The sequence below is a fragment of the Pseudomonas sp. Bout1 genome (genome assembly GCF_034314165.1).
Taxonomy (GTDB): domain Bacteria; phylum Pseudomonadota; class Gammaproteobacteria; order Pseudomonadales; family Pseudomonadaceae; genus Aquipseudomonas.
Genome location: NZ_JAVIWK010000001.1, coordinates 4684737 through 4708868 on the forward strand (window position 1 = coordinate 4684737; position 24132 = coordinate 4708868).

Annotated in this window: 22 protein-coding genes; 14 read left to right on the top strand and 8 right to left on the bottom strand. The window is 62.5% G+C overall.

All coding sequences use genetic code 11. The features are described 5' to 3' along the window. Positions 1–196 precede the first annotated feature (196 nt). Positions 197–1822: an NADP-dependent glyceraldehyde-3-phosphate dehydrogenase gene (locus RGV33_RS21750; RefSeq protein ID WP_322146071.1), complete on the top strand. Its 1626-nt coding sequence runs from the start codon at positions 197–199 to the stop codon at positions 1820–1822. A 160-nt stretch (positions 1823–1982) separates the two neighbouring features. Then, the gene (locus RGV33_RS21755; RefSeq protein WP_322148717.1) at positions 1983–3044 is read left to right on the top strand and encodes an FUSC family protein; all 1062 of its coding nucleotides are present in this window, start codon (positions 1983–1985) and stop codon (positions 3042–3044) included. On the opposite strand, the gene RGV33_RS21760 is transcribed toward RGV33_RS21755, so the two are convergent. After that, entirely contained in the window at positions 3045–3908 is an 864-nt protein-coding gene (locus RGV33_RS21760; RefSeq protein ID WP_322146072.1) for a LysR family transcriptional regulator, read from the bottom strand. It abuts the gene before it with no gap. A gap of 106 nt (positions 3909–4014) precedes the next feature. Here RGV33_RS21760 and RGV33_RS21765 point away from each other — a divergent pair, with 106 nt between their 5' ends. Then, positions 4015–4860 carry an alpha/beta hydrolase gene (locus RGV33_RS21765; RefSeq protein WP_322146073.1) on the top strand — a complete coding sequence of 282 codons (846 nt, stop codon included), beginning with the start codon at positions 4015–4017 and terminating at the stop codon, positions 4858–4860. Positions 4861–5090: 230 nt separating this feature from the next. Here RGV33_RS21765 and RGV33_RS21770 read toward each other — a convergent pair whose 3' ends face one another. Next, positions 5091–5843, bottom strand: coding sequence for a TetR/AcrR family transcriptional regulator (locus tag RGV33_RS21770; RefSeq protein ID WP_063028731.1), 753 nt, complete (start codon positions 5841–5843; stop codon positions 5091–5093). Positions 5844–6206: 363 nt separating this feature from the next. On the opposite strand from RGV33_RS21770, the gene RGV33_RS21775 reads away from it, so the two are divergent. From RGV33_RS21775 to RGV33_RS21790, 4 genes are read left to right on the top strand one after another with little or no spacing between them, the layout of a single operon-like run. After that, on the top strand, positions 6207–6914 hold the full coding sequence (locus tag RGV33_RS21775) for an ABC transporter ATP-binding protein (RefSeq protein WP_322146074.1): 708 nt from the start codon (positions 6207–6209) through the stop codon (positions 6912–6914). Beyond that, the gene (locus RGV33_RS21780; RefSeq protein WP_322146075.1) at positions 6911–8110 is read left to right on the top strand and encodes an ABC transporter permease; all 1200 of its coding nucleotides are present in this window, start codon (positions 6911–6913) and stop codon (positions 8108–8110) included. Before RGV33_RS21775 ends, RGV33_RS21780 begins: the two co-directional genes overlap by 4 nt. After that, complete coding sequence (locus tag RGV33_RS21785) at positions 8103–9584, top strand: TolC family protein (RefSeq protein ID WP_322146076.1); 1482 nt, start codon at positions 8103–8105, stop codon at positions 9582–9584. Before RGV33_RS21780 ends, RGV33_RS21785 begins: the two co-directional genes overlap by 8 nt. Beyond that, a complete protein-coding gene (locus RGV33_RS21790) occupies positions 9574–10839 on the top strand; it encodes an efflux RND transporter periplasmic adaptor subunit (RefSeq protein ID WP_322146077.1) in 1266 nt (421 codons plus the stop codon). Before RGV33_RS21785 ends, RGV33_RS21790 begins: the two co-directional genes overlap by 11 nt. Positions 10840–10942: 103 nt before the next feature. Here RGV33_RS21790 and RGV33_RS21795 read toward each other — a convergent pair whose 3' ends face one another. From RGV33_RS21795 to RGV33_RS21820, 6 genes are all read right to left on the bottom strand, one after another. Continuing rightward, a complete protein-coding gene (locus tag RGV33_RS21795; protein WP_322146078.1) occupies positions 10943–12361 on the bottom strand; it encodes an FAD/NAD(P)-binding protein in 1419 nt (472 codons plus the stop codon). Between the two features lie 86 nt (positions 12362–12447). Beyond that, on the bottom strand, positions 12448–13035 hold the full coding sequence (locus tag RGV33_RS21800) for a hypothetical protein (protein WP_416152080.1): 588 nt from the start codon (positions 13033–13035) through the stop codon (positions 12448–12450). A 183-nt stretch (positions 13036–13218) separates the two neighbouring features. After that, a complete protein-coding gene (locus RGV33_RS21805; protein ID WP_322146079.1) occupies positions 13219–14598 on the bottom strand; it encodes an LLM class flavin-dependent oxidoreductase in 1380 nt (459 codons plus the stop codon). Beyond that, positions 14598–14939, bottom strand: coding sequence for an acyl-CoA dehydrogenase (locus tag RGV33_RS21810; protein ID WP_322146080.1), 342 nt, complete (start codon positions 14937–14939; stop codon positions 14598–14600). The genes RGV33_RS21805 and RGV33_RS21810 overlap by 1 nt, the downstream gene beginning before the upstream one ends. 12 nt (positions 14940–14951) lie before the next feature. Further along, the gene (locus tag RGV33_RS21815) at positions 14952–16148 is read right to left on the bottom strand and encodes an SfnB family sulfur acquisition oxidoreductase (protein ID WP_322146081.1); all 1197 of its coding nucleotides are present in this window, start codon (positions 16146–16148) and stop codon (positions 14952–14954) included. Between the two features lie 154 nt (positions 16149–16302). Beyond that, positions 16303–16866: an XRE family transcriptional regulator gene (locus RGV33_RS21820; protein ID WP_322146082.1), complete on the bottom strand. Its 564-nt coding sequence runs from the start codon at positions 16864–16866 to the stop codon at positions 16303–16305. Positions 16867–16918: 52 nt separating this feature from the next. Between RGV33_RS21820 and RGV33_RS21825 the strand changes: the two genes are divergently transcribed. The 7 genes from RGV33_RS21825 (at position 16919) to RGV33_RS21855 (ending at position 24098) form a co-directional block, all read left to right on the top strand. Then, positions 16919–17878: a DMT family transporter gene (locus tag RGV33_RS21825; protein ID WP_322146083.1), complete on the top strand. Its 960-nt coding sequence runs from the start codon at positions 16919–16921 to the stop codon at positions 17876–17878. Positions 17879–18016: 138 nt separating this feature from the next. After that, the gene (locus tag RGV33_RS21830) at positions 18017–20938 is read left to right on the top strand and encodes a monovalent cation/H+ antiporter subunit A (protein ID WP_322146084.1); all 2922 of its coding nucleotides are present in this window, start codon (positions 18017–18019) and stop codon (positions 20936–20938) included. Then, positions 20938–21282 carry a Na+/H+ antiporter subunit C gene (locus tag RGV33_RS21835; RefSeq protein ID WP_322146085.1) on the top strand — a complete coding sequence of 115 codons (345 nt, stop codon included), beginning with the start codon at positions 20938–20940 and terminating at the stop codon, positions 21280–21282. The genes RGV33_RS21830 and RGV33_RS21835 overlap by 1 nt, the downstream gene beginning before the upstream one ends. Further along, complete coding sequence (locus tag RGV33_RS21840; protein ID WP_322146086.1) at positions 21279–22961, top strand: monovalent cation/H+ antiporter subunit D; 1683 nt, start codon at positions 21279–21281, stop codon at positions 22959–22961. The genes RGV33_RS21835 and RGV33_RS21840 overlap by 4 nt, the downstream gene beginning before the upstream one ends. Then, positions 22958–23446 (top strand): Na+/H+ antiporter subunit E, encoded by a 489-nt coding sequence (locus RGV33_RS21845; RefSeq protein ID WP_322146087.1) that lies wholly within the window; start codon positions 22958–22960, stop codon positions 23444–23446. The genes RGV33_RS21840 and RGV33_RS21845 overlap by 4 nt, the downstream gene beginning before the upstream one ends. Further along, positions 23443–23721, top strand: coding sequence for a K+/H+ antiporter subunit F (locus RGV33_RS21850; RefSeq protein ID WP_005789171.1), 279 nt, complete (start codon positions 23443–23445; stop codon positions 23719–23721). The genes RGV33_RS21845 and RGV33_RS21850 overlap by 4 nt, the downstream gene beginning before the upstream one ends. Beyond that, positions 23718–24098 carry a Na+/H+ antiporter subunit G gene (locus RGV33_RS21855; protein ID WP_322146088.1) on the top strand — a complete coding sequence of 127 codons (381 nt, stop codon included), beginning with the start codon at positions 23718–23720 and terminating at the stop codon, positions 24096–24098. Before RGV33_RS21850 ends, RGV33_RS21855 begins: the two co-directional genes overlap by 4 nt. Positions 24099–24132 lie beyond the last annotated feature (34 nt).

Here is a 24132-nt window from a genome sequence, read left to right on the forward strand (position 1 = left end):
GTGAACTCCTTCAAGAAAGCCGCGCAGTTTACCCGGCGAGCACCCGGTTGTGCTCAAGGTTTTCCAGGGTTCACAAAGCAAGGCAAAACGGTGCCAAACGGGCCACTTGTGGGCGTAATGCGTCTAACCCTTGCCACACGGACCGTTGATGGGTGAATCTCTAGTCACGTTTTGCAACCACTCCAGGGGTAGCGACATGACCACCGACAACTTGCTCGCCCAGCTGTTTCCCACTGCCGCCGAGATTCCCGAGCAATTCCGGCTCGCGGCGCCCATTGAACAACGTGATTACCTGGTCGGCGGCCAGTTGCATGTGTGGCACGGGCCCTTGGCCGAAGTACGCAGCCCGGTGCAGTTGCGCGGGGCCGACGGTGACACACCCGTGATCATCGGCAGCACCCCGCTGCTGGACGCCGACACGGCCTTGACCGCCCTCGACGCCGCCGTGGCCGCTTACGACCGTGGCCAGGGCGCTTGGCCGACGATGCGCGTGGTGGATCGCATCCAGCACGTCGAAGCCTTTTTGCGACGCATGCGTGAACAGCGCGATGCGGTGGTCAAGCTGCTGATGTGGGAGATCGGCAAGAACCTCAAGGACTCGCAGAAAGAGTTCGATCGCACCTGCGACTACATTACCGACACCATCAACGCCCTCAAGGATCTCGACCGCCGTTCCAGCCGCTTCGAGCTGGAGCAGGACACCCTGGGGCAAATCCGCCGGGTGCCGCTGGGCGTGGCGCTGTGCATGGGCCCTTACAACTACCCGCTGAACGAGACGTTCACCACGCTGATCCCGGCGCTGATCATGGGCAATACCGTGGTGTTCAAGCCGGCCAAGCTCGGCGTGTTGTTGATTCGCCCATTGCTGGAAGCGTTTCGCGACAGCTTCCCCGCCGGCGTGATCAACGTGATCTACGGCAGCGGCCGCGAGACGGTCAGCGCGCTGATGGCCAGCGGCAAGATCGATATCTTTGCGTTTATCGGCACCAACAAGGCCGCCAGCGACCTGAAAAAGCTCCACCCAAAACCTCACCGTCTACGTGCGGCACTCGGCCTGGATGCGAAAAACCCGGGGATCGTGCTGCCCCAGGTCGACCTGGACAATGCGGTGAGCGAAGCGGTTACCGGTTCCCTTTCGTTCAACGGCCAGCGTTGCACCGCGTTGAAGATCCTGTTTGTGCACGAGGATGTGGTCGACAGCTTTATCGAGAAATTCAACCACAAGCTGGCGACCCTCAAACCCGGCATGCCGTGGGAAGACGGCGTGTCGCTGACGCCACTGCCCGAGCAGGGCAAGGTCGATTACCTGGGCGGGTTGGTGACCGATGCACTCGCCCACGGCGCCAACGTGGTGAACGAAAATGGCGGCGCCAGCCGTGGCTCGTTTTTCTACCCGGCGGTGCTGTACCCGGTGAACCCGCAGATGCGCGTGTACCACGAGGAACAGTTCGGCCCGGTGGTGCCGATCGTGCCTTACCGCGACCTGGAAACGGTGATCGACTACGTGCTGGAGTCGGACTTCGGCCAGCAACTGAGTATCTTCGGCACCAGCCCTCGCGAAGTCGGGCGCCTGGTGGACGCGTTCGCCAATCAGGTGGGCCGGATCAACATCAACGCCCAGTGCCAGCGCGGGCCGGACAGTTTCCCGTTCAACGGACGCAAGAACTCGGCCGAGGGCACGCTGTCGGTACATGATGCGTTGCGGGTGTTTTCGATCCGTACCCTGGTGGCGACCAAGTTCCAGGCGAGCAACAAGGAACTGGTCAGCGATATCCTGCAGGAGCGCACGTCGAGCTTTCTGACCACTGATTATATTTTCTGAGCCTGGCGCCGCTCAAGAATGTGGGAGCCGGGCTTGCCCGCGCTGAGGGCCGACAGTCGACATCTGTGGTGACTGACACGCCGCCATCGCGGGCAAGCCCGGCTCCCACATATTGACCGCGTGAATCCTTACTGACGAGGCCACATCCAGATTGATGAACCTGCACTTGCCCCTCTTCGCCCGCCGCTTGCTGCGTCCTTTGCTGGACCCGTACCGGCGCTACCGTCACGCCAAGTTGATCCACGCAGTACGGGTTTCCATCGGTTTGCTCGCAACGATCCTGCTCACCACCGGCATCAACCTGCCCCACGGTGAGTGGGCCTCGGTGACGATGTTGATCGTGATCGGCGGTTTGCAGCACCATGGCAATATCGGCAAGAAAGCCGTCGAGCGCGCCTACGGCACGTTGATCGGCGCCAGCGTCGGTTTGCTGCTGGTGCTGCAACAGGCGTATCTGGGGCAGCCGTTATTGACCTATTTGCTGATGTCGGTGGTGTGCGGGTTCTTTTCCTATCACGCCATCGGCAAGGGCGGATACATCGCGTTGCTTTCGGCGATCACCGTATTTATCGTCGCGGGCCATGGCGATAATCCGATATCGGACGGGCTGTGGCGCACGGTCGACATCCTGATCGGCATCGTCCTGGCCCTGGCGTTTTCCTTCGCCCTCCCGCTGTATGCGGTGTATTCCTGGCGCTACAACCTGGCCAGTGCCTTGCGCGATTGCGCGGCAATTTATAGCCGGATCATCAGCGGCCAGTCGGTCACCGATGATGAACACCTCAAGCTGCTGAATCGGCTTAACGCCGCGATGCTGCAACTGCGTTCGTTGATGCCTTCGGTGTCCAAGGAAGTGCGGATTTCCATGACCGAACTGGACACCATCCAACGGCATTTGCGGATGTGCATCAGCACCCTGGAGATCCTCGGCAATACCCGGCCCGATCCACGGGACAAGGACGCCCTGGCGCGTATGCAAGTGGCATTGAAGGCCGAGCATCGGCAGATTCGGGTGCAGTTGATTGGCATGGCGCGGGCGTTGCAATCCGGGGCCACCGACCGGCTGGAACGGCCGAGCAACACGCCGACCCACGAGCAGACATTTGAAGTGCCGGTGGCCAACGCCCTGGACGGTTACCGGTTATTGACCCTGCAACTGGCGGCGAACATTGATGGCATGCGCCAGCGCCTGGCCAAGAGTGCCAGCCACTGGAAAATCTGATCAGCCCCGCTGCAGCGCCTGTACCAGCAGTTGCTGCAACGCCTGTAACCGGGGCTCGGGGCTGTCCTCGGCAAAGCGCAACACATTCGCCACTTCGGGCAGCGGCATCCGTTGGTCGAAGGGGCGATACACTTCCACGCGCTTGTCGAGATGGTCACTGTTGAGCAGGCCGATGCCCAACCCGGCGGCGATGGCCGATACCACGCCCTCCACCGACCCACACTCCACCACCACCTGCCAGCGAATGCCCAAGGCGCTCAACCGTTCCTGGGCCAGTTGCCGGTAAAAACAGCCGGGGCCGAAGGTGATCAGCCGCACGCTCTCGTCAGGCGCGGCCTGCCAGCCGGGCCGGGCGCACCAGTGCACCTGTTCGGTCCACAGCAAGTGGTCCCGCGCTTCGATACGCGGGATGAAATCCTGGTGCAGCGCCAGGTCCAACTCGCGGTCCACCAGGGCCTGGCGAAGCACGTGGCTCTGTTCCACCACGATCCGTACATCCAACTGGCGGTGTTGCCGGGAAAACTGGCCGAGCAAGTTCGACAACTTGGCCATCGGCACCTGTTCGGTGGCGCCCAGGCGGATGGAGCCCTGCAACTGCACTGGATTGAAATGCGCCAACGCCGCGTCGTGGGCCTCGATGATGCGCCGGGCGTGGACCAACAGCTGCGCGCCGTCATCACTGGCCACCAGGCGCTGCCCCTCGCGCTGGATCAATGGCCGTTCGAGTTGTTTCTCCAGGCGCTTGATCTTCCAGCTGACCGCCGACTGGCTGAGGTTCAGGCGCTCGGCCGCGCGGGTGACACTGCCGGTTTCGACCACGGTTTGCAGGGCACGCAGCACATCAATGGGCAGTCGCTGGTTCATGATCAACACCTATGACAAAAACAGGATAGGTAGAGAGTAAGTTGTCATTGGTGTCATGACCAGCCGGGCTTTAGGGTAAAGCCTTCATTAACCGCGAGGATCTGTCATGACTGCCCTGCTTAACGAAACCGCACTGATCAACGGTTGGCGCATTGCCACTGGCCGCCATGGTGAGGGGCTACCGGTGTTGTTGCTGCACGGCACGCCCGCCCATTCCATCATCTGGCGCAAAGTGGTCCCGCGCCTGACTGCCGCCGGCACACAGGTCCATTTGTTCGACCTGTTGGGTTTTGGCGCTTCAGAGCGCCCACTCCAGGCCGATACGTCGGTGGCCGCACAAAGCCGCTTGATCGGCGATTTACTGGACCACTGGGGGCTTGAGCGGGTGCACCTGGTAGGCCATGACATCGGCGGCGTCAACGCGCTGCTGTTTGCCCTTGACCATCCGCAGCGGGTGCACTCATTGACGGTCGCCGACACCCCCAGCTATGACTCGTGGCCATCGCCCACCTGGCGCGGGATTCATCAGCGATTTGCCGAACATGCGCGCATGACGCCGGATGAACACCGCGCGTTGATGATCCGACAGTTGGCCATGGCCGTGTTCGACAAGAGCGTGATGCAGGGCGCGCTGCTGGAGGAATACCTGGTGCCGATCAGTGGCGTGATCGGCCAGCCTGCGTTCTACCAGCATCAGGTGGCGCATTACGACTCGCGGTATACCGCCGATTTTGCGGAGCGCCTACCGGGCATGGATTTGCCGGTGCAGATTTTGTGGGGCGCTGAAGATGAATGGCAGCCGCTGGCGTATGCACATCGCCTGCAAAACGACATTCGCGGGGCAGTGCTGCAGGTGGTGGAAGACGCCGGGCATTTTCTGATGGAGGATGCGCCGGAAAGGGTGAGTGAGTACCTTTTGGACTTTATTGGCCGGGTTCACAGTCAACGCTGACGCCATTTGTCGGGTTTACACAAGCCACTAGACTTCACACTTTCTCTTACATATTTTTCACGTTTTATTCACATCCAGAGACGTAGGGTGAAGCCTCATCCGTTACAAACGCTGTAGTTAAAAACCCGCCGCCCCAGCGGGTTTTTTTTTGCCCGGGATTTGAGTGTTCACTCGGTTTCTTCAGAGAGGAGTCGAAGCAAACCGGCTCATTGCGAGCCGGTCTTGATGGATCAGCGAGCAATCTTGTCGACAGGCGACGCCGCTTGCTCACGTATCGCGCGCTGGGTATCGAGCACCCGCGCCAGAGCCGTTTCGGCTTCAGGACTTTGCTGCGGCACACGAATCGCTGCCGACACCAGGGTAATCAGCTTGGCCATGACCTCGGCATCCGTCGCCGGGCGGCCCAGGCTCATGGAGTTCATCAGCAAGCGCAGCTCGGTACCGGCCATCACCCCGGAGATGGCCTTGAGGGCAAATTGCAAGCGCACCCCCAGTTCGTTGCGCGGCAGGTCTGGCAAGGCCAGGGCGAACGCTTCAAAAAAGCGTTGGAACACCGGCTGGTAATGCACCTTGAGGTATTCCTGGATAAACGGCGAGGTGTCGCTGTACACACGCCCCAGGAAACGGATGAACGAGCGCCCTTCCCCACTCGCCGGATCGCTGCGCTCAAGCCCCATGGCCGGGGCAAACAGCACGCCCAGCAAGGTGTCGCAATCCAGCGGGCCGTCGGACTCCGCTTCACACCTGGCAAGTAACTCCAGACGCTGCTCGTTAAGCGGCTCCAGGCGCTGCATCAGCAGGGTTTTCATCAGGGAGTCTTTATCCCCGAAGTGGTAATTCACCGCAGCGAGATTGACCTGGGCCCTCTCGGTTATCTGCCGCAACAAAACGGCGTCATAGCCGTATTTGATGAAAAGAGCCTCTGTCGCATCCAGCAATCGAGTCTTGGTAACGTTTGGAGCGCTGAGTTTCTTCGCGACCATAAGGGTTGGAGTTCCACTGCGGAAATATTGTTTTAAAAATTAATTTGATTTTTTATACCGGGGCCGCAGCCCGAAAGCAAGTAGTGACACTGCGCCATACAACCCAAAGCCAGCACTGACGGGCTCATTGAGGGTAGTCGAAGGAATTTTTGGCGGCTTGAAAAGCTATGTTGAAGAATCGTTTCAAAGGGTAAAACCGCTCTATATCCATGGCTGGCGGAACGGCTGGATCGCGGTTAGTATTCAAACAATATTTTAAAAACAAGAAATAAAACCAGTCCGTGACGCGTACCAGGCAGCTCCCGAACTTGTTACAAGGATTTTCGGAGGAGGCATGGCGTGGTCGAGGCTGCAGGCGTAGTCATGATGACCGATACCCCCACGCACCCAGGCCTCATCTCCCTAAAAGGCATCGGCAAAAGCTATCAGCTGGCCGGTCAACACCTGTCAATTCTCAATGACGTATGCCTGGCCATCAAAACCGGTGACAGCTGCGGCATCCTCGGCGCGTCCGGCTCCGGCAAAAGTACCCTGCTCAATATCCTTGGTCTGCTCGACCTGCCCGACTGCGGCGAATACCACTTTGCCGGCCATGACATTTTCAGCGCCAGCCCGGATCAACTGGCGGCGATCCGCAATCAGCAGATCGGTTTCGTCTTTCAAAGCTTCAACCTGCTGCCGCGCCTCAGCGCCCTGGACAACGTCGCCCTGCCCCTGAGCTATCGCGGCGTGTCCCGGCATGACTCGGTGGAACAGGCAATGCGCATGCTCGACCAGGTGGGCCTGGCCGAGCGCGCCCACCATCGCCCGGCCGACCTGTCCGGCGGCCAGCGCCAGCGGGTGGCCATCGCCCGCGCATTGGTGGGCAACCCGTCGGTGATCCTCGCCGACGAACCCACCGGCAACCTCGACAGCACCACTGCCCAGGAGATCATGGACCTGTTGCTGGGGCTCAACCGCGAGCAACAGGTGACGCTGATTATCGTCACCCATGACCCACACATCGCCGAGCGCCTGAACCGCAAGATCCTGGTGCGCAATGGTGTGGTTCAAGAGGCAGGGCGCCTATGAGCCTGCGGGTCGAACACAGCCTGAGCCAATTGCTGCACGAGGCGTTTGTGAGCCTGCGCACCCTGGGCAAACGCTCGATCCTGGCCTTGCTGGGCATCGTCATCGGCAGTTCGTCGGTGGTGGCGCTGATCAATATCGGGCACAACGCCGCCGAAGACGCAGCGATGATTTTCAAGGATATGGGCACCGATACCCTGGTGGCGCAGTTCCCGCCAAAAGGCGCCAGCACCGCGCCGATGCCTGCCAGCCTGGACCTGGAAGCGGTGCGCAAAAACGTGCCCGGCATCGCCCATATCGGTGCGGTCTCGTTGTTCAGCGGGCCGGTGGTGTTCCATGGCCGCACCTTCAACGCAAGCTTCGTGGGCAGTACGCCAGACTTGCAGGATGCGATGCGCCTGTCGGTGCGCGACGGGCGCTCGCTGTCGAGTTTCGATGTGGGGGAAACCTACGCAGTCGTCGGCGACCAAATCGTCCAGGCGTTGAGCGCTCCGGGCGACCCGCTGCAAGTCGGCGACCGAGTGCGTATCAACGATTATCTGTTTTTGGTGGTGGGCGTTCTGCACAGCCAGCCCCGGGCAATGCTGATCCCTGTACAGGCCAACGAATCGCTGTTCGTCCCCGCCCCGGGCATGCGCCGGATCTTCGCCAGCCCACAAATCGGCAACGTGATTATCCGCGCCACCCCGGGCCAGGACATGGAACGCGTCGCCCAGGACGCAGCGGCGGCGCTGCGAACCCAACTCACCGACCACGATGTCGACATCCAGGTGCCCCAGCAAATGATCGATGGCATGACCCGGCAAAGCCGTACCTTCGCTTACCTGCTGCTGGCCCTGGGCGCGATATCCCTGGTGGGCGGCGGCGTGGGAGTGATGAACGTAATGCTGATGAACGTCTCGGAGCGGCGTCGGGAAATCGGGATTCGCATGGCCCTGGGCGCGCGCCAGCGGGACATTCGCAACCTGTTCCTGCTGGAGGCCGTCACCCTGACCGCCGTCGGTGCCCTGTGCGGCGCAGTGCTGGGCATGACCGCCGCCTACCTGTATGCGTGGCTCTCTGGCTGGCAATTTTCCCTGGCGGTTGCCGCATTGCCGCTGGGCGTGGGCAGTACGCTGCTGGTGGGGTTGTTTTTCGGGATTTACCCGGCCGTGTCGGCCTCGCGCCTGCAGCCGGTGGAGGCCCTGCGCGATGAATAAGCGGCTGCTGTTGATGCTCGCCCTGTTCAGCCTGCACAGCGTGGCCGCTGACGTGGTGATCCGTCCTTCGGCGCCCAGCACCACCCGCAGCGGCTATGAACGCAGCGTGTCGTTGAGTGCCCAGTCCACCACCCTGACCCTGGGCGATGCGGTGTACCTGGGCCTGCGCAACAACCCGGCGATTCGCAGCGCATACCTGCAACGGGTGGCGCAAAAATTCGACCTGCGGGTGGCCGAAGACACCTTCAACCCAAAACTGACACTCAACAGCTATTACCGCGCCACCCGGGGCACCGACGACAATGCCCGCAATGCCAACCTGGCACCCAATGCCACCCTGCTCGGCGAGTACGGCACGCGCCTGAGCATGAACTGGACCCAGCAACTGAACAACGCCGATCGCGCCGGGCGCTACCGCAGCGACGGCCTCGACCTGTCGGTGATCCAGCCATTGATGCGCGGTGCCGGCTGGGATGCCACCACCGCCCCGCTGCGCCTCTCACGCCTGGCGGAACAGGCCAACCGCCTGAACCTCAAGGCCAACGTGGCGCAGACCATCAGCAATATCATCGCCACCTACCGCGAGTTGCTGCGGGCCCAGGAACAGTTGAGCATCGTCCAGGACGCCCTCAAGCGCTCCGACACACTGCTGGAAGTGAACAAGGCACTGATCAGTGCCGGGCGCATGGCCGAGTTCGAAATCGTGCAGACCGAAGCCGATATCGCCACCCAGCAACTGGGGGTGGAAGAAGCCCAGAACCAACTCGACACCAGTCGCCTGGCCCTGCTGCGCCTGCTGGCCCTTGACCTGTCGACGCCGATCCGCGCCACCGAGGCGCTGGAGGCCAAGCGCATGGACATCGACAAGCGCCAGGCCTTCGTCCTGGCGCAAAACCAGCAACCGGAATACCTCGCCACCCTGCTCGGCAGCCAGCAGGCCGACCTCAACCTGGTAATCGCCAAGGACTCCGGGCGCTGGCAAGTGGACCTGGTGGCCGGCGCCAACCAGGTGCGTGACGCCTACAACAACGATGCCGGCAATACCAACAACCGGCGCTGGGACAGTTACGCCGGCGTGCAGGTGCAGATCCCCATCGGCGATATCAGCACCCGCCAGGCCGAGGTGCACGCGCGGGTCGACGTAGAAAACCAGGAAATCATCATCGCCGACGCCCGCCAGCAACTGGAGCGCGACGTCAACGATGTGGTGCGTGACCTTGGCACCCGCTGGCGCCAGTATGAAATTTCCCAGCGGGCGGTGGAGTTGTCCAAACGCAAGATCGACATCGAACGCGAAAAACTCAGCGCCGGGCGCTCCACCAACTTCCAGGTATTGAGTTTCGAAACCGACCTGCGCAACGCCGAAAACTCGCGGCTCAATGCGTTGATTGCCTATTTGAACGCCCAGACTCAGTTCGACCTGACCCTGGGCATGACGCTGGAAAGTTGGGAAATCGCCCTCAATGACTACTGATAAAAAACGCCTGCTGGGCGCCGTGTTGATCGTGCTGGTGGCCGGTGTCGGCATCACCCTGCTCGGCCGTCAGAGCCCGGCCGCCAACCCGCTCGGCAACGCCGAACAATGGCTGGCGGTAAAGGTCGACCCGCTGGTGCACCAGATCGGCCTGGTGGGCAAGATCGAGCCCGACACCACCATCACCCTCACCGCCCCCTTCGACGGCAATGTGCAGGCCAACCTGGTGGAACAGGGCCAGCGGGTGGACGCCGGCCAGGTACTGTTGCGCATGGACCCGGCCACCCTTGAGGTGCAACTGCGCGATGCCCTTTCCGCCCAGCTCAAGGCCCGGCGCACCGTGCAGGAAATGCAGGACTGGGACAGCGGCCAGCAAGTCGGCCGCGCGCGCCGCAACCTGCGCACCGCCGAAATGACCGCCAGCAACACCCAGCGCAAACTCACCGAAAGCGAAAACCTGTTCAAGCGCGGCATCATCCCGCGCAACGAACTCGATGACCTCAAGCAACAGACTACCCAGCAACAGTTGGACCTGTTGGCCGCCCGCGGCGAACTGCAACAGGCGATGGAACAAGGCAAGGGCGAATACCGGCAGATCGCCGATATGGAACTGACCAATGCCACGGTGAAATACGACGCCCTGCGCACCTTGCTCGAGGGCAAGGAGGTCAAGGCACCGTTCTCTGGCATCGTGGTGCCGCCGCCGGGCAGCAGCTCATCGGCCCAGGGCAGCGGGAACAACAACGCGCCGGTGCAGGCCGGGAGCAAGGTCAGCCAGGGCCAGGTGCTGTTTGGGCTGGCGAATATCGAAAAGCTGAAAATCGTCGCCAAGGTCTCGGAACTGGACATTAACCAATTGCACCAGGGCCAGGCGGTAGAGGTGATGGGCGACGGGTTTGACGGCGAGCGATTGACCGGCTCGGTCAGCGTGGTCAGCGGGCTGGCGATTGCCAGCGACAGCCAGGGCAGTGCGCAGTTTCCGGTGACGCTGTCGATTCCCAAGTTGACCGCGCAACAGCTGCAACGGGTGCGGCTGGGGATGAGTGCGCGGTTGACCATCGTGACCTACAACAATGACCAGGCGATTGTGGTGCCGGCCCAAGCGATCAGCCGCAGCGAGGGTGTAATGACCGTGGAGTATCGGGCAGCGATGGATCAGCCGGTGGAGCGAGTGAGAGTGACCACCGGGCAATCCACCGCCCAAGGGGTTGAGGTGTTCGGGCTGAAGCCGGGGTTTGTGAAGGCCGGGCCATGAACCCGACCTGTAGGAGCTGGCTTGCCTGCGATAGCCATCTGTCAGTTGATAAAGATGCAGCTGACCCACCGCTATCGCAGGCAAGCCAGCTCCCACATTAGATTTAGATGCGTGCCAACCTGGCGGCGAGTGCCTTGGCCTGAATCGCCACATCGGTCACCGCCGTACTTTCCCACCACATTCCGCGCAGCGGCGGGCCCATGGCAAACAGGCGCTGGCTGACATTCCCGTGAGCATCCAGCACCGCCCCGCAAGCATCCGCCGCAATCCCCAACGCCAACGGCCCGGGCTGGATCAACCCGCGCTTGAGCAACTGCCGGGGCAACGGCCTGGCCACGCGCCGCCAGTCATATTCAATCCCGCTGGAATTGATCAGCGCCGCCCCCGCCACCTCGACGACCGCCTGCTCGCCACGATGACGCAAGCGAATCGTGACATCGCCTTGCGAAGACACCAGCCCCTTGTACGAAGCCGCCTGAATCCGCAACCGCCCTTCCCCGTGCAACCGCGCCACCAGCTCGGCACTCAGCGGCGGCGAACGGTGGTGATGGCTTTCCCACCAGGGCCGCACATGCCGCACGAACTGACGTTTCTGGGCCTCGCTGGCCTGGCTCCACAACCGCCCGATATTGGCACGCACGGTGTCCAGCGGCGCTTGCCAGTCAATCCCCTGCTCCAACGCGAGCCGGCATTGGCGACGCACTTCCCGCAGCAATTGCCGGGGGCTGCGCAGGCTGTGGTCTTCACCCAGGAAATCGACCCAGGTTGGCGGCTGCCGGCGCACGTGGGGCAGCAAGCCGTGGCGCGAAAAAATCTCGATGGGCCCGCGATGACCAGCCTGTTCCAGGGACACCACGGCATCCACCATGGTCAGGCCGGAACCAATGATCAGCACGGTGGCTTGCGGGTCGAGCTGGGTCATGGCCGGCACATCCCACGGGTCCACCGCGGCGGCATTCAAGCCGCTGGACTCGGTCTGTGGTGTGCGTGCCGCCGGGAACATGCCGGTGGCCAACACCGCACAGGCACCGCGCAGTTGCTGGCCGTCGCTCAAGGTCAATAAGGTGGCGTGTTCATCCACCTCAAGGTCCACCACCTCGGCGCGCACATGCTCCACGGTCGACGCCGACAGCGCCTTGGCCTCGGCCAGCCGTTGTTGCGCGTACAGGCCAAAAATCCCGCGGGGCGGAAACAGTTCGCTGATGGGCACGTGCTGCTGATCCGACTCGGGCCAGCCGCCGCCGGCGATGTAGGCGGTCAACCATTGGGTCAGGTCGTCGGCGTTGTCCGGGTCGACGCTCATGCGTGCGGCGTTGCCGTTCAAGGTGTGGCCCAGCTCCACCGCGCTGTAGGCCTCGCCGCGCCCCAGTTCCTGGCGCGGTTCGACCACCAGGATCTGCCGTTTGCCCGGCAGGCGCAGCAACTGCACCGCCAGCATCGTGCCGCTCAGGCCGCCGCCGACAATCAGCACATCAGCGTTGCGAATGGCGCTCGTCGCCTGTCCGCGTTCGGTTTCATTCATGAAATTGCGCCCTTACTGTGTGCCTGAATGGTTGTGGTAATCATCGCCCCGTGCAGTATCCAGCACATCGGCACGGTACGCCTAGTTCAGTGCGCCTCGGGGAAGCCCAGGCTCTGGCCGCTGTTCAGCCATTGTTCCAGCACGGCTGCGAGGCCGCCTTGCCAGTGGGTGCTTTCCTGGCTCCACAGTTCGGTCTTGCCGCAGGACTGCCACCAGCGGCACAGCCGTTGTGACGTATCCACGGCGCCGACCCGTTGCACAATCGCCGCCGGCTGTAGCCCCTGCACATAGGCATGGGTAGGTCGGATACGCCACAGTTGCTGCTCCAGGGCGGTGGGCTCCAGGTCATCGGCCAAGGTCAAAATGCGCCCACCGATGGCTTGGGCAGCCAGGGCCAGCAACAGCAAACCGGGCTCGAAGGCACCGCTGAGGGCCAGCCGCGAACGCTCGGTAAAGCCCTGCTGGCGCAAGCCATCTGTTAGGCGCTCGACATCGCGCAGGGCATCAATCCAGCGCCAGGCATACCACTGGCCGTCACGCTTGTGGCGCAGGGCGCTGTGCAGCGGGGTCACTTGCGCCCAATGGCGCAACTGCGCCAACGCCTCGGGCAACACCGTGACCCGTTCGGCGGGCCACTCCACGTCCAGTGGCAGTTCGAGTTCACGCACGCTCATAGGGTGATGCTCCTATTGGTGACACAAGCATGCGGTGGTCCGCTGGCTGAAATCGTTGGATCGATGAAGATCAAATGTGGGAGCTGGCTTGCCTGCGATAGCAGTGAGTCAGCTTGCATCTCTACCGGCTGATACTCCGCTATCGCAGGCAAGCCAGCTCCCACATTGATTCAGTTTTTCCCGTTAGATCGCGGTGGCCTTCAGGTCACGATAGCTGGCTCCAGGATGGTTGTCCGCCAACCGCGCACCGTCTCCAAACAATTTCTCCCGCAGGGTGCCCTGGGCGTATTCGGTCTTGTACACGCCGCGCTTTTGCAACTCCGGCACCAACAAGTCGACCGCGTCGATAAAGGTCTCGTGGGTCAGCGCATAGGCCAGGTTGAAGCCATCCACATCGGTCTCCTCAACCCACTCCTGCAACAGGTCGGCCACGGTTTGCGGGCCGCCGACAAACAACGGGCCGAAGCCGCCAATGCCAACCCAGTCTGCCAGTTCATTTGGGGTCCAGACCTTGTTCGGGTCTGCCGTGGAGAACGCTTCCACCGCCGATTGAATCGCGTTGGTATGCACATGCTTGAGCGGCTCATCAGGTTTGAACTGGCTGAAATCGATGCCGGTCCAGCCGGAGATCAGGGCCATCGCGCCTTCGTAGCTGACGTAGGATTTGTACTCTTCAAACTTGGCTTTCGCCTTCGCATCGGTTTCGCCAACGATCACCGTCTGCAGGTTGAAGATCAGGATTTTCTTCGGGTCACGCCCTGCTTCTGCCGCACGCCGGCGAATATCGGCGACGGTTTTCTTGAGCAGCACTTTCGACGGTGCGGCCACGAATACGCACTCGGCCTGCTCGGCGGCGAACTGCTTGCCGCGGCTGGAGGCGCCCGCCTGGTACAGCACTGGGGTGCGCTGTGGCGAAGGCTCGCAGAGGTGAATGCCGGGCACCTGGAAGTGTTTGCCGACGTGGCGAATCTCGTGGATTTTGCTCGGGTCACTGAAGATCCGCCGCTCGCGGTCGCGCAGCACCGCGCCCTCTTCCCAGCTGCCTTCCCAGAGTTTGTAGCAAACCTGCAGGTACTCCTCGGCGTAGTCGTAGCGCGCATCGTGTTCGGTCTGGGCTTTCTGGCCGAGGTTCTTCGCGCCGCTTTCCAGGTACGAGGTGACGATGTTCCAGCCGACGCGGCCCTTGGTCAGGTGGTCGAGGGTGGAAAGGCGCCGGGCGAATGGGTACGGGTGTTCGAAGGACAGCGACGCCGTCAGGCCAAAACCCAGGTGTTCGGTGACCAGCGCCATGGGCGCGATCAGCGACAGCGGGTCGTTGACCGGCACCTGGGTGGCCTGGCGAATCGCCGCGTCACCGTTGCCGTTGTACACGTCGTAGATGCCCAGCACGTCGGCGATGAACAGGCCGTCGAACTTGCCGCGCTCAAGGATTTTTGCCAAGTCGGTCCAGTATTCCAGGTCCTTGTACTGCCACGAGCGGTCACGTGGGTGAGCCCACAAACCTGGGGATTGGTGGCCGACGCAGTTCATGTCGAAGGCGTTCAAGCGGATTTCACGAGGCATTAAACAGTACTCCGAGGGGCGACACCGTTGAGGTGGTAGTTGCCGACAATCTGGTATTTCCAGCGCAACGGGTCGTCGAGGGTCGGTGGCAGCGCGGTGCGCTGGCCGGTCAATTCGAATTCGGCGTTGCTGGCGGCGATGAGGGCTTCGGCCGCCGCGATCTGGGCTTCTGTGAGGGCAACCGGACTTGGGTGGGTTTCGGCACGCTCAAACAAAGCGGCCGCTACCTCCACGCGAATCTGCAAATCGCCGAAGCGACTGATTACGTACGGGTCATCACTTTTCTCGACAAAGCGCCTGGTGTTTTCCAGCAGTTGGCGCGCCTGATTCAGTGCGGTCATGGATAAAGCTCCTCAGTTCCAGGCATGGCGTGCAGGCTTGACGCCGTTGAGCACAAAGTTGCCGATCAGGTGGTATTTCCAGCGGGCCGGGTCGTGCAGGGTGTGGGTGCGCGCATTGCGCCAGAAGCGGTCGAGGTTGTGCTTGCCGGACACCGAGCGGGTGCCGGCCAATTCGAAGAGTTTGCTGCTGGCGAGCAACGCGGTTTCCGCCGACAGCACCTTGGCCTGGGCGACGACCAGCGAGGCGTTGGCCACGGTGTCTTCGTTGGGGTTGGCCAGGGCCTGGTCGACGGCAATGCCGGCCTTGGCCAGAATCGCTTCGGTGCCATGGACGCGCCATTCCAGATCGCCGATGGCGGCGATGGTGAACGGGTCTTGCCAGCCGTGCTCCTGCTGGCTGTCGATCCAGGGCCGGGCCTGGCGTGCGTAGACCTTGGCTTGTTCCAGCGCGCCGAGGGCGATGCCGGTGTCCACCGCCGCCTGGATGATCTGCGAAATCGGGCCGTTGGCGGTGGGCTGGTCGAAAGCCTGGTGAGCGGGAATCACTGCACTCAGCGGCACCTTCACACCGTCCAGGGTCACGCCGCCGCTGGCGGTGGTGCGCTGGCCGAAGCCGTCCCAGCTGTCGATCACTTGCAGGCCCGGTGCGTCCCGTTCGACAAAGGCGATGAAAGCCTGGTCTTTTTCGTTGACACCCACCGCCGGCACGATATGCGCGAACAGTGCGCCGGTGCAGTAGAACTTCTCGCCATTGATGTAGGCGCTGTCGCCGTCAAAGCGCACTTGCGTGTCAAAAGTCCCGGCGTTCTTGCTCTTGGCTTCGGAGAAGGCATTGCCAAAACGGTAGCCCTGCAGGACCTTGGCGAAGTAATGCTGCTTTTGTTCCTCGCTGGCGGTTTGCAGGAGGATGTCGACGACGCCCAGGTGGTTCTGCGGAATTTGCCCCAGGGACGGGTCGGCGGCGGAGATCAGTTTGATCACCTCGGCCACTGTCACGTAGGAAACCCCGGCGCCGCCGTAGGCCTTGGGAATGGTGATGCCCCACAGGCCGCTGGCAGAGAATTCGTCCAGCTCGGCCACCGGCAGGCGACGTTCGCGATCACGCACACCGGCTTCCACGGCGAAGCGCTTGGCCAACTCGGTGGCGACGGCAATGGCTTCGGCGTCCGAGCGGATGATGTGGGCAGGGTGTTGGGGTTGGGCTGACATGGGCCGACTCCAGGCTCCAGAGAGATACTGGGGTAATTGCAGGAGTCGTGCCTGAATCCAATGACCAATGAAATCAGCGGGTTGCCGGCAATTCAGCGGTGTAGCGGGCGGTTCAGAACAGCAAAGTGTCCAACCACTGTTGCGCTGCCAACAGTTAGATCACCACGTTGCGCACAAACCGCACGGCCACTTCACCGTCATTGCGATAGGCGTGAAGCAGGCGGCTGGGGAACATCAGGAACTCACCGGTGGCAACGTGTTTTTCCTCGTCACCCAGCACCAGTGTCAGTGCACCTTCGAATACAAAGAGCTGCACGCTCCAGCCCTCGGGATCGGGCTCGGGCATGTAGCGGTCACCGGCTTCCAGGCGCATTTCCCACAATTCCACCTCCCGCCGCGCAGTAGCCTTGGCCAACAACACCGCCTTGCTCCCGGGGATTTCACCCGCCCAGGCCAGTTCGTTGATGCGGCTGTGGTCGGGGGCATCCGGCGCCTGGATCAGGTCGCTGAAGGCCACGTCCAGGGCTTCGGCCACTCGGTCGAGGGTCGACAGGCTGACGTTCTTCTCCCCGGCCTCAATCGCCACGAGCATGCGCCGACTCACGCCGGACTTTTCGGACAACGCCGTCTGGCTCAACTGCGCCGCATGGCGCAGGCGCCGAACGTTCTGGCTGACGTGTTGCAGGACCGAGGCCCGTTGCGGATTTTCTTTGTGCACTATATTGCTCACAGGGTGGGGTTGCGCAGTATACTGCCCAGCTTGCGGCGCATTGTGCGGTCCGCGCCCCTCCTGTGCAAGACCGAGCCGCCATGACCACCTCCCCGTTTTTTCCCGTTTCAGTAAAGCCGAATGTGTATTGGTGGTGATCACCATGATTTGGGGCGGCACTTTTTTGCTGGTGCAGCACGCCATGGCCGTGAGCGGCCCGATGTTTTTTGTGGGCCTGCGGTTTGCCGCGGCGGCGCTCATCGTCGGCGCGTTTTCCTTTCGCAGCCTGCGTAGCCTGACTCTGTTTGAGTTGAAGGCCGGGTGCTTTATCGGTGTGGCGATCATGTTTGGCTACGGGTTGCAGACCATTGGCTTGCAGACAATCCTGAGCAGCCAGTCGGCGTTTATTACCGCGCTGTATGTGCCGTTCGTACCGTTGCTGCAATGGCTGGTGCTGGGCCGCCGGCCGGGATTGATGCCGAGTATCGGCATCATGCTGGCGTTTGCCGGGTTGATGCTGCTGACCGGCCCGGCGGGTGCATCGCTGAATTTCAGCCCTGGTGAAATCGCCACGTTGATCGGTGCAATCGCCATTGCTGCCGAGATCATCCTGATCAGCGCCTTTGCCGGCCAGGTGGATGTACGCCGGGTGACGGTGGTGCAATTGGCCACGGCGTCGGTGCTGTCGTTCCTGATGGTGGTGCCGATGGGCGAGGCGCTGCCGGGGTTTTCCTGGTTGCTGCTGTTCAGCGCGGTGGGCCTGGGCCTGACCAGCGCGGTGATCCAGGTGGCGATGAACTGGGCACAGAAAAGCGTCTCGCCGACTCGCGCCACACTGATTTATGCCGGTGAGCCGGTGTGGGCCGGCGTGGTCGGGCGGATTGCCGGCGAGCGCTTCCCGCCGATTGCCATGCTGGGCGCGGCGTTGATCGTGGCGGCGGTGATTGTCAGCGAGATGAAGACGCGGGGGCAAAAGGCGCTCGAGGCACAGAATGAGTTGGAACAGGAAACCCAGGGCTAGGGTTTGCTGTCCACCTACTGAAACAATGCGAAATAGCCTTTTTCAGCCTACCTTGTAGGATCCTGCCACATCTTGCCGTTTGGTGATCAAGATTCCGGCACGTATGATGCATCCCAAACTCCCGCAGATTAGAAGCCTATGTCCCTGATAGTTCTACTGCTTCTGCCTTTTATCGGCAGCTGTCTGGCGGCCTTGCTGCCGCACAACGCACGTAACACAGAGTCCCTGCTGGCCGGCCTTGTGGCCCTGGTGGGGACCGTTCAAGTCGCCCTGCTCTACCCCCAGATCGCCCACGGTGGCGTGATTCGCGAAGAATTCATGTGGCTACCCAGCCTCGGGCTGAACTTCGTGCTGCGCCTGGACGGCTTTGCCTGGTTGTTCTCGATGCTGGTGCTGGGCATCGGGACCCTGGTGTCGCTGTACGCCCGTTATTACATGTCGCCGGATGACCCGGTGCCGCGTTTCTTCGCGTTTTTCCTGGCTTTCATGGGCGCCATGCTCGGCCTGGTGATCTCCGGCAACCTGATCCAGATCGTGTTTTTCTGGGAGCTGACCAGCCTGTTTTCCTTCCTGCTGATCGGCTATTGGCACCACCGCGCCGATGCCCGGCGTGGCGCGTATATGGCGCTGATGGTCACCGGCGCAGGCGGTCTGTGCCTGCTCGCGGGGGTGATGCTGCTCGGGCATATCGTCGGCAGCTACGACCTGGACCAGGTCCTGGCTGCCGGTGATCAGATCCGTGCCCATTCGCTGTACCCGATCATGCTCGCTCTGGTGCTGATTGGTGCCCTGAGCAAAAGCGCGCAATTCCCCTTCCATTTCTGGCTGCCCCACGCCATGGCGGCACCGACGCCGGTGTCGGCCTACCTGCACTCGGCGACGATGGTGAAGGCCGGCGTGTTCCTGCTGGCCCGGCTGTGGCCCTCGCTATCCGGCAGCGAAGAATGGTTCTGGATTGTCGGCGGTGCCGGCGCCATTACCTTGCTGCTCGGCGCTTATTGCGCGATGTTCCAGAACGATCTCAAGGGCCTGCTGGCCTACTCCACCATCAGCCACCTCGGGCTGATCACCTTGCTGCTGGGCCTCAACAGCCCGCTGGCGGCGGTCGCCGCTGTGTTCCATATCCTTAACCACGCCACCTTCAAGGCCTCGCTGTTCATGGCGGCCGGGATCATCGACCACGAAAGCGGCACGCGGGACATTCGCAAGCTCAGCGGCCTGTTCAAGCTGATTCCGTTTACCGCGACGCTCGCGATGGTCGCCAGTGCGTCCATGGCCGGCGTGCCGCTGCTCAATGGCTTCCTGTCCAAGGAAATGTTCTTCGCCGAAACGGTGTTCATCTCTGCCACCGCCTGGGTGGAAATCGCCCTGCCGGTCATCGCGACCATCGCCGGTACCTTCAGCGTGGCCTATGCCCTGCGGTTTACCGTGGATGTGTTCTTCGGCCCCAAGGCCACCAACCTGCCGCACACCCCGCACGAGCCGCCACGCTGGATGCGTGCGCCGGTGGAATTGCTGGTGTTCACCTGCCTGCTGGTGGGGATTTTCCCGGCCCAGGTGGTCGGCTCGATCCTCGCCGCCGCGGCCCTGCCGGTGGTCGGCGGCGAGCTGCCGGAATACAGCCTCGCCATCTGGCATGGCTGGAACGCGCCGATGATCATGAGCCTGGTGGCCATGTCCGGCGGCGTGGTGCTGTACCTGCTGCTGCGTAAACAGCTCAAGCTGGGGCGCTTCAAATACCCGCCGATCATCAGCTACTTCAACGGCAAGCGCGGCTTCGAGCGCTGTCTGGTGGTGATGATGCGCGGGGTGCGCAAGATCGAAAAACGCATCAGCACCAAGCGCCTGCAAAGCCAACTGTTCCTGCTGGTGCTGGCGGCGGTGATCGCCGGGTTGATCCCGATGCTTTACAGCGGCATCAGTTGGGGCGACCGGCCGAAGATCCCGGGCTCCATCGTGTTCGTCACCCTGTGGCTGCTGGCGATTGCCTGCGCGCTGGGCGCTGCCTGGCAGGCCAAGTACCACCGGCTGGCAGCCCTGACCATGGTCAGCGTGTGCGGCTTGATGACCTGCGTGACGTTCGTCTGGTTCTCGGCGCCGGACCTGGCGCTGACGCAGTTGGTGGTGGAAGTGGTTACCACGGTGCTGATCCTGCTGGGCCTGCGCTGGCTGCCACGGCGGATCGAAGAAGTCTCGCCGCTGCCCAGTTCGCTGCGCAAGGCACGCATCCGTCGCCTGCGGGACTTTCTGTTGTCCACCGTCGTGGGTGGCGGCATGGCGCTGCTGTCCTACGCGATGCTGACCCGCCAGACGCCCAACGACATCTCTTCGTTCTACCTCAGCCGCGCCCTGCCCGAAGGCGGCGGCAGCAATGTTGTGAACGTGATGCTGGTGGATTTCCGGGGCTTCGACACCCTGGGTGAAATCACCGTGCTCGGCGCCGTGGCGCTGACCGTGTACGCCCTGCTGCGCCGCTTCCGCCCTTCAAAAGAAAGCATGGAGCTGCCCGCGCAACAGCGTCAGCTTGCACCCGACGTGGCCACCGACCTGGTCAACCCGCGCCAGGCCAGCGACACCGCCCTGGGGTTCATGATGGTCCCGGCGGTGCTGGTGCGCCTGCTGCTGCCGATTGCCCTGGTGGTCTCCTTCTACCTGTTCATGCGCGGCCACAACCAACCGGGCGGCGGGTTTGTCGCCGGGCTGGTGATGTCGGTGGCGTTCATCCTGCAGTACATGGTCGCCGGTACCCAGTGGGTCGAGGCACAGATGAGCCTGCGGCCAATGCGCTGGATGGGCTTTGGGTTGCTGTCGGCAACCCTGACCGGGCTTGGCGCGCTGCTGGCCGGCTACCCGTTCCTCACCACCCATACCTGGCACTTCAGCCTGCCGGTGCTGGGCGACATTCACGTCGCCAGCGCACTGTTCTTCGACGTCGGCGTGTACGCCATGGTGGTCGGCTCGACCTTGCTGATGCTCACCGCCCTGGGTCACCAATCGGTACGTGCCCATAAACCCGGCAACCAGGCGAAAGCCGTTGCCAGCCCAGGAGGAGCCGCCTGATGGAAGAAGTCATCGCAATTGCCATTGGGGTGCTGGCAGCCTCCGGTGTGTGGCTGATCCTGCGGCCACGGACCTTCCAGGTAGTGATGGGCCTGTGCCTGCTGTCCTATGGGGTCAACCTGTTCATCTTCAGCATGGGCAGCCTGTTTATCGGCAAGGAGCCGATCATCAAGAGCGGCGTACCGCAAGACCTGCTCAACTACACCGACCCGCTGCCCCAGGCCCTGGTGCTGACGGCGATCGTGATCAGTTTTGCCATGACCGCGCTGTTTTTGGTGGTGCTGCTGGCATCCCGGGGCCTGACCGGCACTGACCATGTGGACGGCCGGGAGCCCAAGGAATGACCTGGATGAATCAACTGATCATCGCGCCGATCCTGCTGCCGTTGCTGACCGCCGCGCTGATGCTGATGCTGGGCGAGAAACACCGCCCGCTCAAGGCACGGATCAACCTGTTCTCCAGCATGGTGGGCCTGGGCGTTGCGGTGCTGTTGCTGTACTGGACCCAGCAAGGCGGCCCAGGCTCCATCGGCGTGTACCTGCCGGGCAACTGGCAAGTGCCGTTCGGCATCGTGCTGGTGGTGGACCAACTGTCCGCCATGATGCTGGTGCTCACCGGGGTCATCGGCGTCAGCGCCCTGCTGTTCGCCATGGCGCGCTGGGACCGGGCAGGCACCAGCTTCCATGCGCTGTTCCAGATCCAGCTGATGGGCCTGTATGGCGCCTTCCTGACCGCCGACCTGTTCAACCTGTTCGTGTTTTTCGAGGTGCTGCTGGCGGCCTCCTATGGCCTGATGCTGCATGGTTCGGGCCGTGCGCGGGTGTCGTCGGGGCTGCATTACATCGCGATCAACCTGCTGGCCTCTACCCTGTTCCTGATAGGCGCGGCGCTGATCTATGGCGTCACCGGCACCCTGAACTTTGCCGACCTGGCGCTGAAAATTCCTTTGGTGCCGGAAGCCGATCGCGGCCTGCTGCACGCCGGAGCGGGCATCCTCGCCGTCGCGTTCCTGGCCAAGGCCGGCATGTGGCCGCTGAACTTCTGGCTGGCGCCCGCCTACTCCTCGGCCAGTGCGCCGGTAGCGGCAATGTTTGCGATCATGACCAAGGTCGGCGTGTACACCGTGCTGCGCCTATGGAACCTGCTGTTCTCCGGCCAGGCGGGTGCCTCGGCACTGTTTGGTGGTGACTGGCTGATCTACGGCGGCATGGCAACCATCGTCTGCGCGGCGCTGGCGATGATCGCCGCGCAACGCCTGGAGCGCATGGCCAGCCTGAGCATCCTGGTGTCCGCCGGCATTCTGTTGTCAGCGGTAGGCTTTGCCCAGCCAAGCCTGACCGCTGGAGCGTTGTTTTATCTGGTCAGCTCCACCCTGGCGTTGAGCGCGCTGTTCCTGCTGGCCGAGTTGATCGAGCGCTCACGTTCGGCCAACGACATGCCCCTGGACGATGAAATAGAAGCCCTGCCCAAGGCCATGGAATCCCTGCATCCAATGCCCGGCACCAACCTCGATGATGAACAGAAAGCCGTCGTCGGCCAGGTCATTCCCTGGACCGTGGCTTTTCTTGGCCTGAGCTTTATTGCCTGCGCGCTGCTGATCATCGGCATGCCGCCGCTGTCGGGGTTTATCGGCAAGCTCAGTCTGCTCAGCGCCCTGATCAACCCGATGGGCCTGGGCAATGCCGTCGATGAGCCTATACGCCCGGCAGCGTGGGGCTTGGTAGCGTTGTTGATCTTCTCTGGCCTGGCCTCGTTGATCGCCTTCGCCCGCCTCGGCATCCAGCGTTTCTGGACCCCGGAAGAACGCCCGTCGCCGCTGCTGCGCCGCTTTGAATGCGTGCCGATCTTCTTCCTGCTGGGCCTGAGCATCGCCCTGACCTTCAAGGCCGAGCCGCTGATGCGCTACACCCAGGCCGCCGCCGAAAGCCTGAACAACCCGGAGCACTACGTGATGGCGGTCATGGCGACGCGCCCGGTACCAAGCCCTGAAGCCAAGGCCGCCGCGTTGGAGGTGCAGCCATGAAGCGCCTGTTCCCTGCCCCGTGGCTGTCGTTGGCGCTGTGGCTGCTGTGGCTGGTGCTGAACTTGTCCGTGAGCCCCGGCAACCTGCTGCTGGGGGCGATCCTCGGCTTCGCGGCGCCGCTGATGATGGCGCCACTGCGCCCGCTGCCGATCCGCATCCGTCGCCCGGGTGTGATCATCCGTCTGTTCTTCCTGGTGGGCCGCGACGTGATCATCTCCAACCTCGCCGTGGCCTGGGGCATCCTGGTCTGCGGTTCACGCCCACCGCGCTCACGCTTTATCAAAATTTCCCTGGACCTGCGCGACGCCAACGGCCTCGCCGTGCTGGCGATGATCACCAGCGTGACGCCCGGCACCATATGGTCGGAACTGGCCCTGGACCGCAGCATTTTGCTGATCCACGTGTTCGACCTGGATGACGAAGCGCAGTTTATCGAGCACTTCAAACACGCCTACGAACGGCCCCTGATGGAGATCTTCGAATGAGCGCCCTGCTCTCCAATGCGATCCTGTTCAGCCTGTTCCTGTTTTCCCTGGCCATGGTGCTGACGCTGATCCGCCTGTTCAAGGGCCCGTCGGCCCAGGACCGGGTCCTGGCGCTGGACTACCTGTATATCCTGGCGATGCTGATGATGCTGGTGTTGGGCATCCGGTATGCCAGTGACACGTATTTTGAAGCGGCGCTGTTGATTGCGTTGTTCGGTTTTGTGGGGTCGTTTGCCCTGGCGAAATTCCTGCTGCGTGGGGAGGTGATCGAATGATCAATATCGATGTGTTGCCGCTGTGGGTTGAAGTGATCGTCGCGGTTTTATTGGTGACGAGCGCCGCGTTTGCGCTGATCGGCGCGCTGGGGTTGCTGCGGATGAAGGAGTTCTTCCAGCGTATGCACCCGCCCGCGCTGGCCTCGACCCTGGGCGCGTGGTGTGTGGCATTGGCATCGATCATCTACTTTTCGGTGCTCAAGTCCGGGCCGGTGTTGCACGGCTGGCTGATCCCGATCTTGCTGTCGATCACGGTGCCGGTCACCACGTTGCTGCTGGCGCGTACGGCGTTGTTCCGCAAGCGTATGGCCGGCGACAATGTGCCGGCCGAAGTGAGCAGCCGCCGGGCTGAAAAACCGGCTGACCCGGCACAATAATTATCTGCCACCCCTGTATGGCGCGGGCACCTTA

Coding starts and splice junctions, on each gene's coding strand:
- RGV33_RS21805 (WP_322146079.1), bottom strand. CDS start 14,598: ATGCCTCGTGAAATCCGCTTGAACGCCTTCGACATGAACTGCGTCGGC.
- RGV33_RS21810 (WP_322146080.1), bottom strand. CDS start 14,939: ATGACCGCACTGAATCAGGCGCGCCAACTGCTGGAAAACACCAGGCGC.
- RGV33_RS21835 (WP_322146085.1), top strand. CDS start 20,938: ATGGAAGAAGTCATCGCAATTGCCATTGGGGTGCTGGCAGCCTCCGGT.
- RGV33_RS21765 (WP_322146073.1), top strand. CDS start 4,015: ATGACTGCCCTGCTTAACGAAACCGCACTGATCAACGGTTGGCGCATT.
- RGV33_RS21855 (WP_322146088.1), top strand. CDS start 23,718: ATGATCAATATCGATGTGTTGCCGCTGTGGGTTGAAGTGATCGTCGCG.
- RGV33_RS21800 (WP_416152080.1), bottom strand. CDS start 13,035: ATGAGCGTGCGTGAACTCGAACTGCCACTGGACGTGGAGTGGCCCGCC.
- RGV33_RS21815 (WP_322146081.1), bottom strand. CDS start 16,148: ATGTCAGCCCAACCCCAACACCCTGCCCACATCATCCGCTCGGACGCC.
- RGV33_RS21780 (WP_322146075.1), top strand. CDS start 6,911: ATGAGCCTGCGGGTCGAACACAGCCTGAGCCAATTGCTGCACGAGGCG.
- RGV33_RS21795 (WP_322146078.1), bottom strand. CDS start 12,361: ATGAATGAAACCGAACGCGGACAGGCGACGAGCGCCATTCGCAACGCT.
- RGV33_RS21850 (WP_005789171.1), top strand. CDS start 23,443: ATGAGCGCCCTGCTCTCCAATGCGATCCTGTTCAGCCTGTTCCTGTTT.
- RGV33_RS21770 (WP_063028731.1), bottom strand. CDS start 5,843: ATGGTCGCGAAGAAACTCAGCGCTCCAAACGTTACCAAGACTCGATTG.
- RGV33_RS21785 (WP_322146076.1), top strand. CDS start 8,103: ATGAATAAGCGGCTGCTGTTGATGCTCGCCCTGTTCAGCCTGCACAGC.
- RGV33_RS21775 (WP_322146074.1), top strand. CDS start 6,207: ATGATGACCGATACCCCCACGCACCCAGGCCTCATCTCCCTAAAAGGC.
- RGV33_RS21790 (WP_322146077.1), top strand. CDS start 9,574: ATGACTACTGATAAAAAACGCCTGCTGGGCGCCGTGTTGATCGTGCTG.
- RGV33_RS21750 (WP_322146071.1), top strand. CDS start 197: ATGACCACCGACAACTTGCTCGCCCAGCTGTTTCCCACTGCCGCCGAG.
- RGV33_RS21760 (WP_322146072.1), bottom strand. CDS start 3,908: ATGAACCAGCGACTGCCCATTGATGTGCTGCGTGCCCTGCAAACCGTG.
- RGV33_RS21830 (WP_322146084.1), top strand. CDS start 18,017: ATGTCCCTGATAGTTCTACTGCTTCTGCCTTTTATCGGCAGCTGTCTG.
- RGV33_RS21845 (WP_322146087.1), top strand. CDS start 22,958: ATGAAGCGCCTGTTCCCTGCCCCGTGGCTGTCGTTGGCGCTGTGGCTG.
- RGV33_RS21840 (WP_322146086.1), top strand. CDS start 21,279: ATGACCTGGATGAATCAACTGATCATCGCGCCGATCCTGCTGCCGTTG.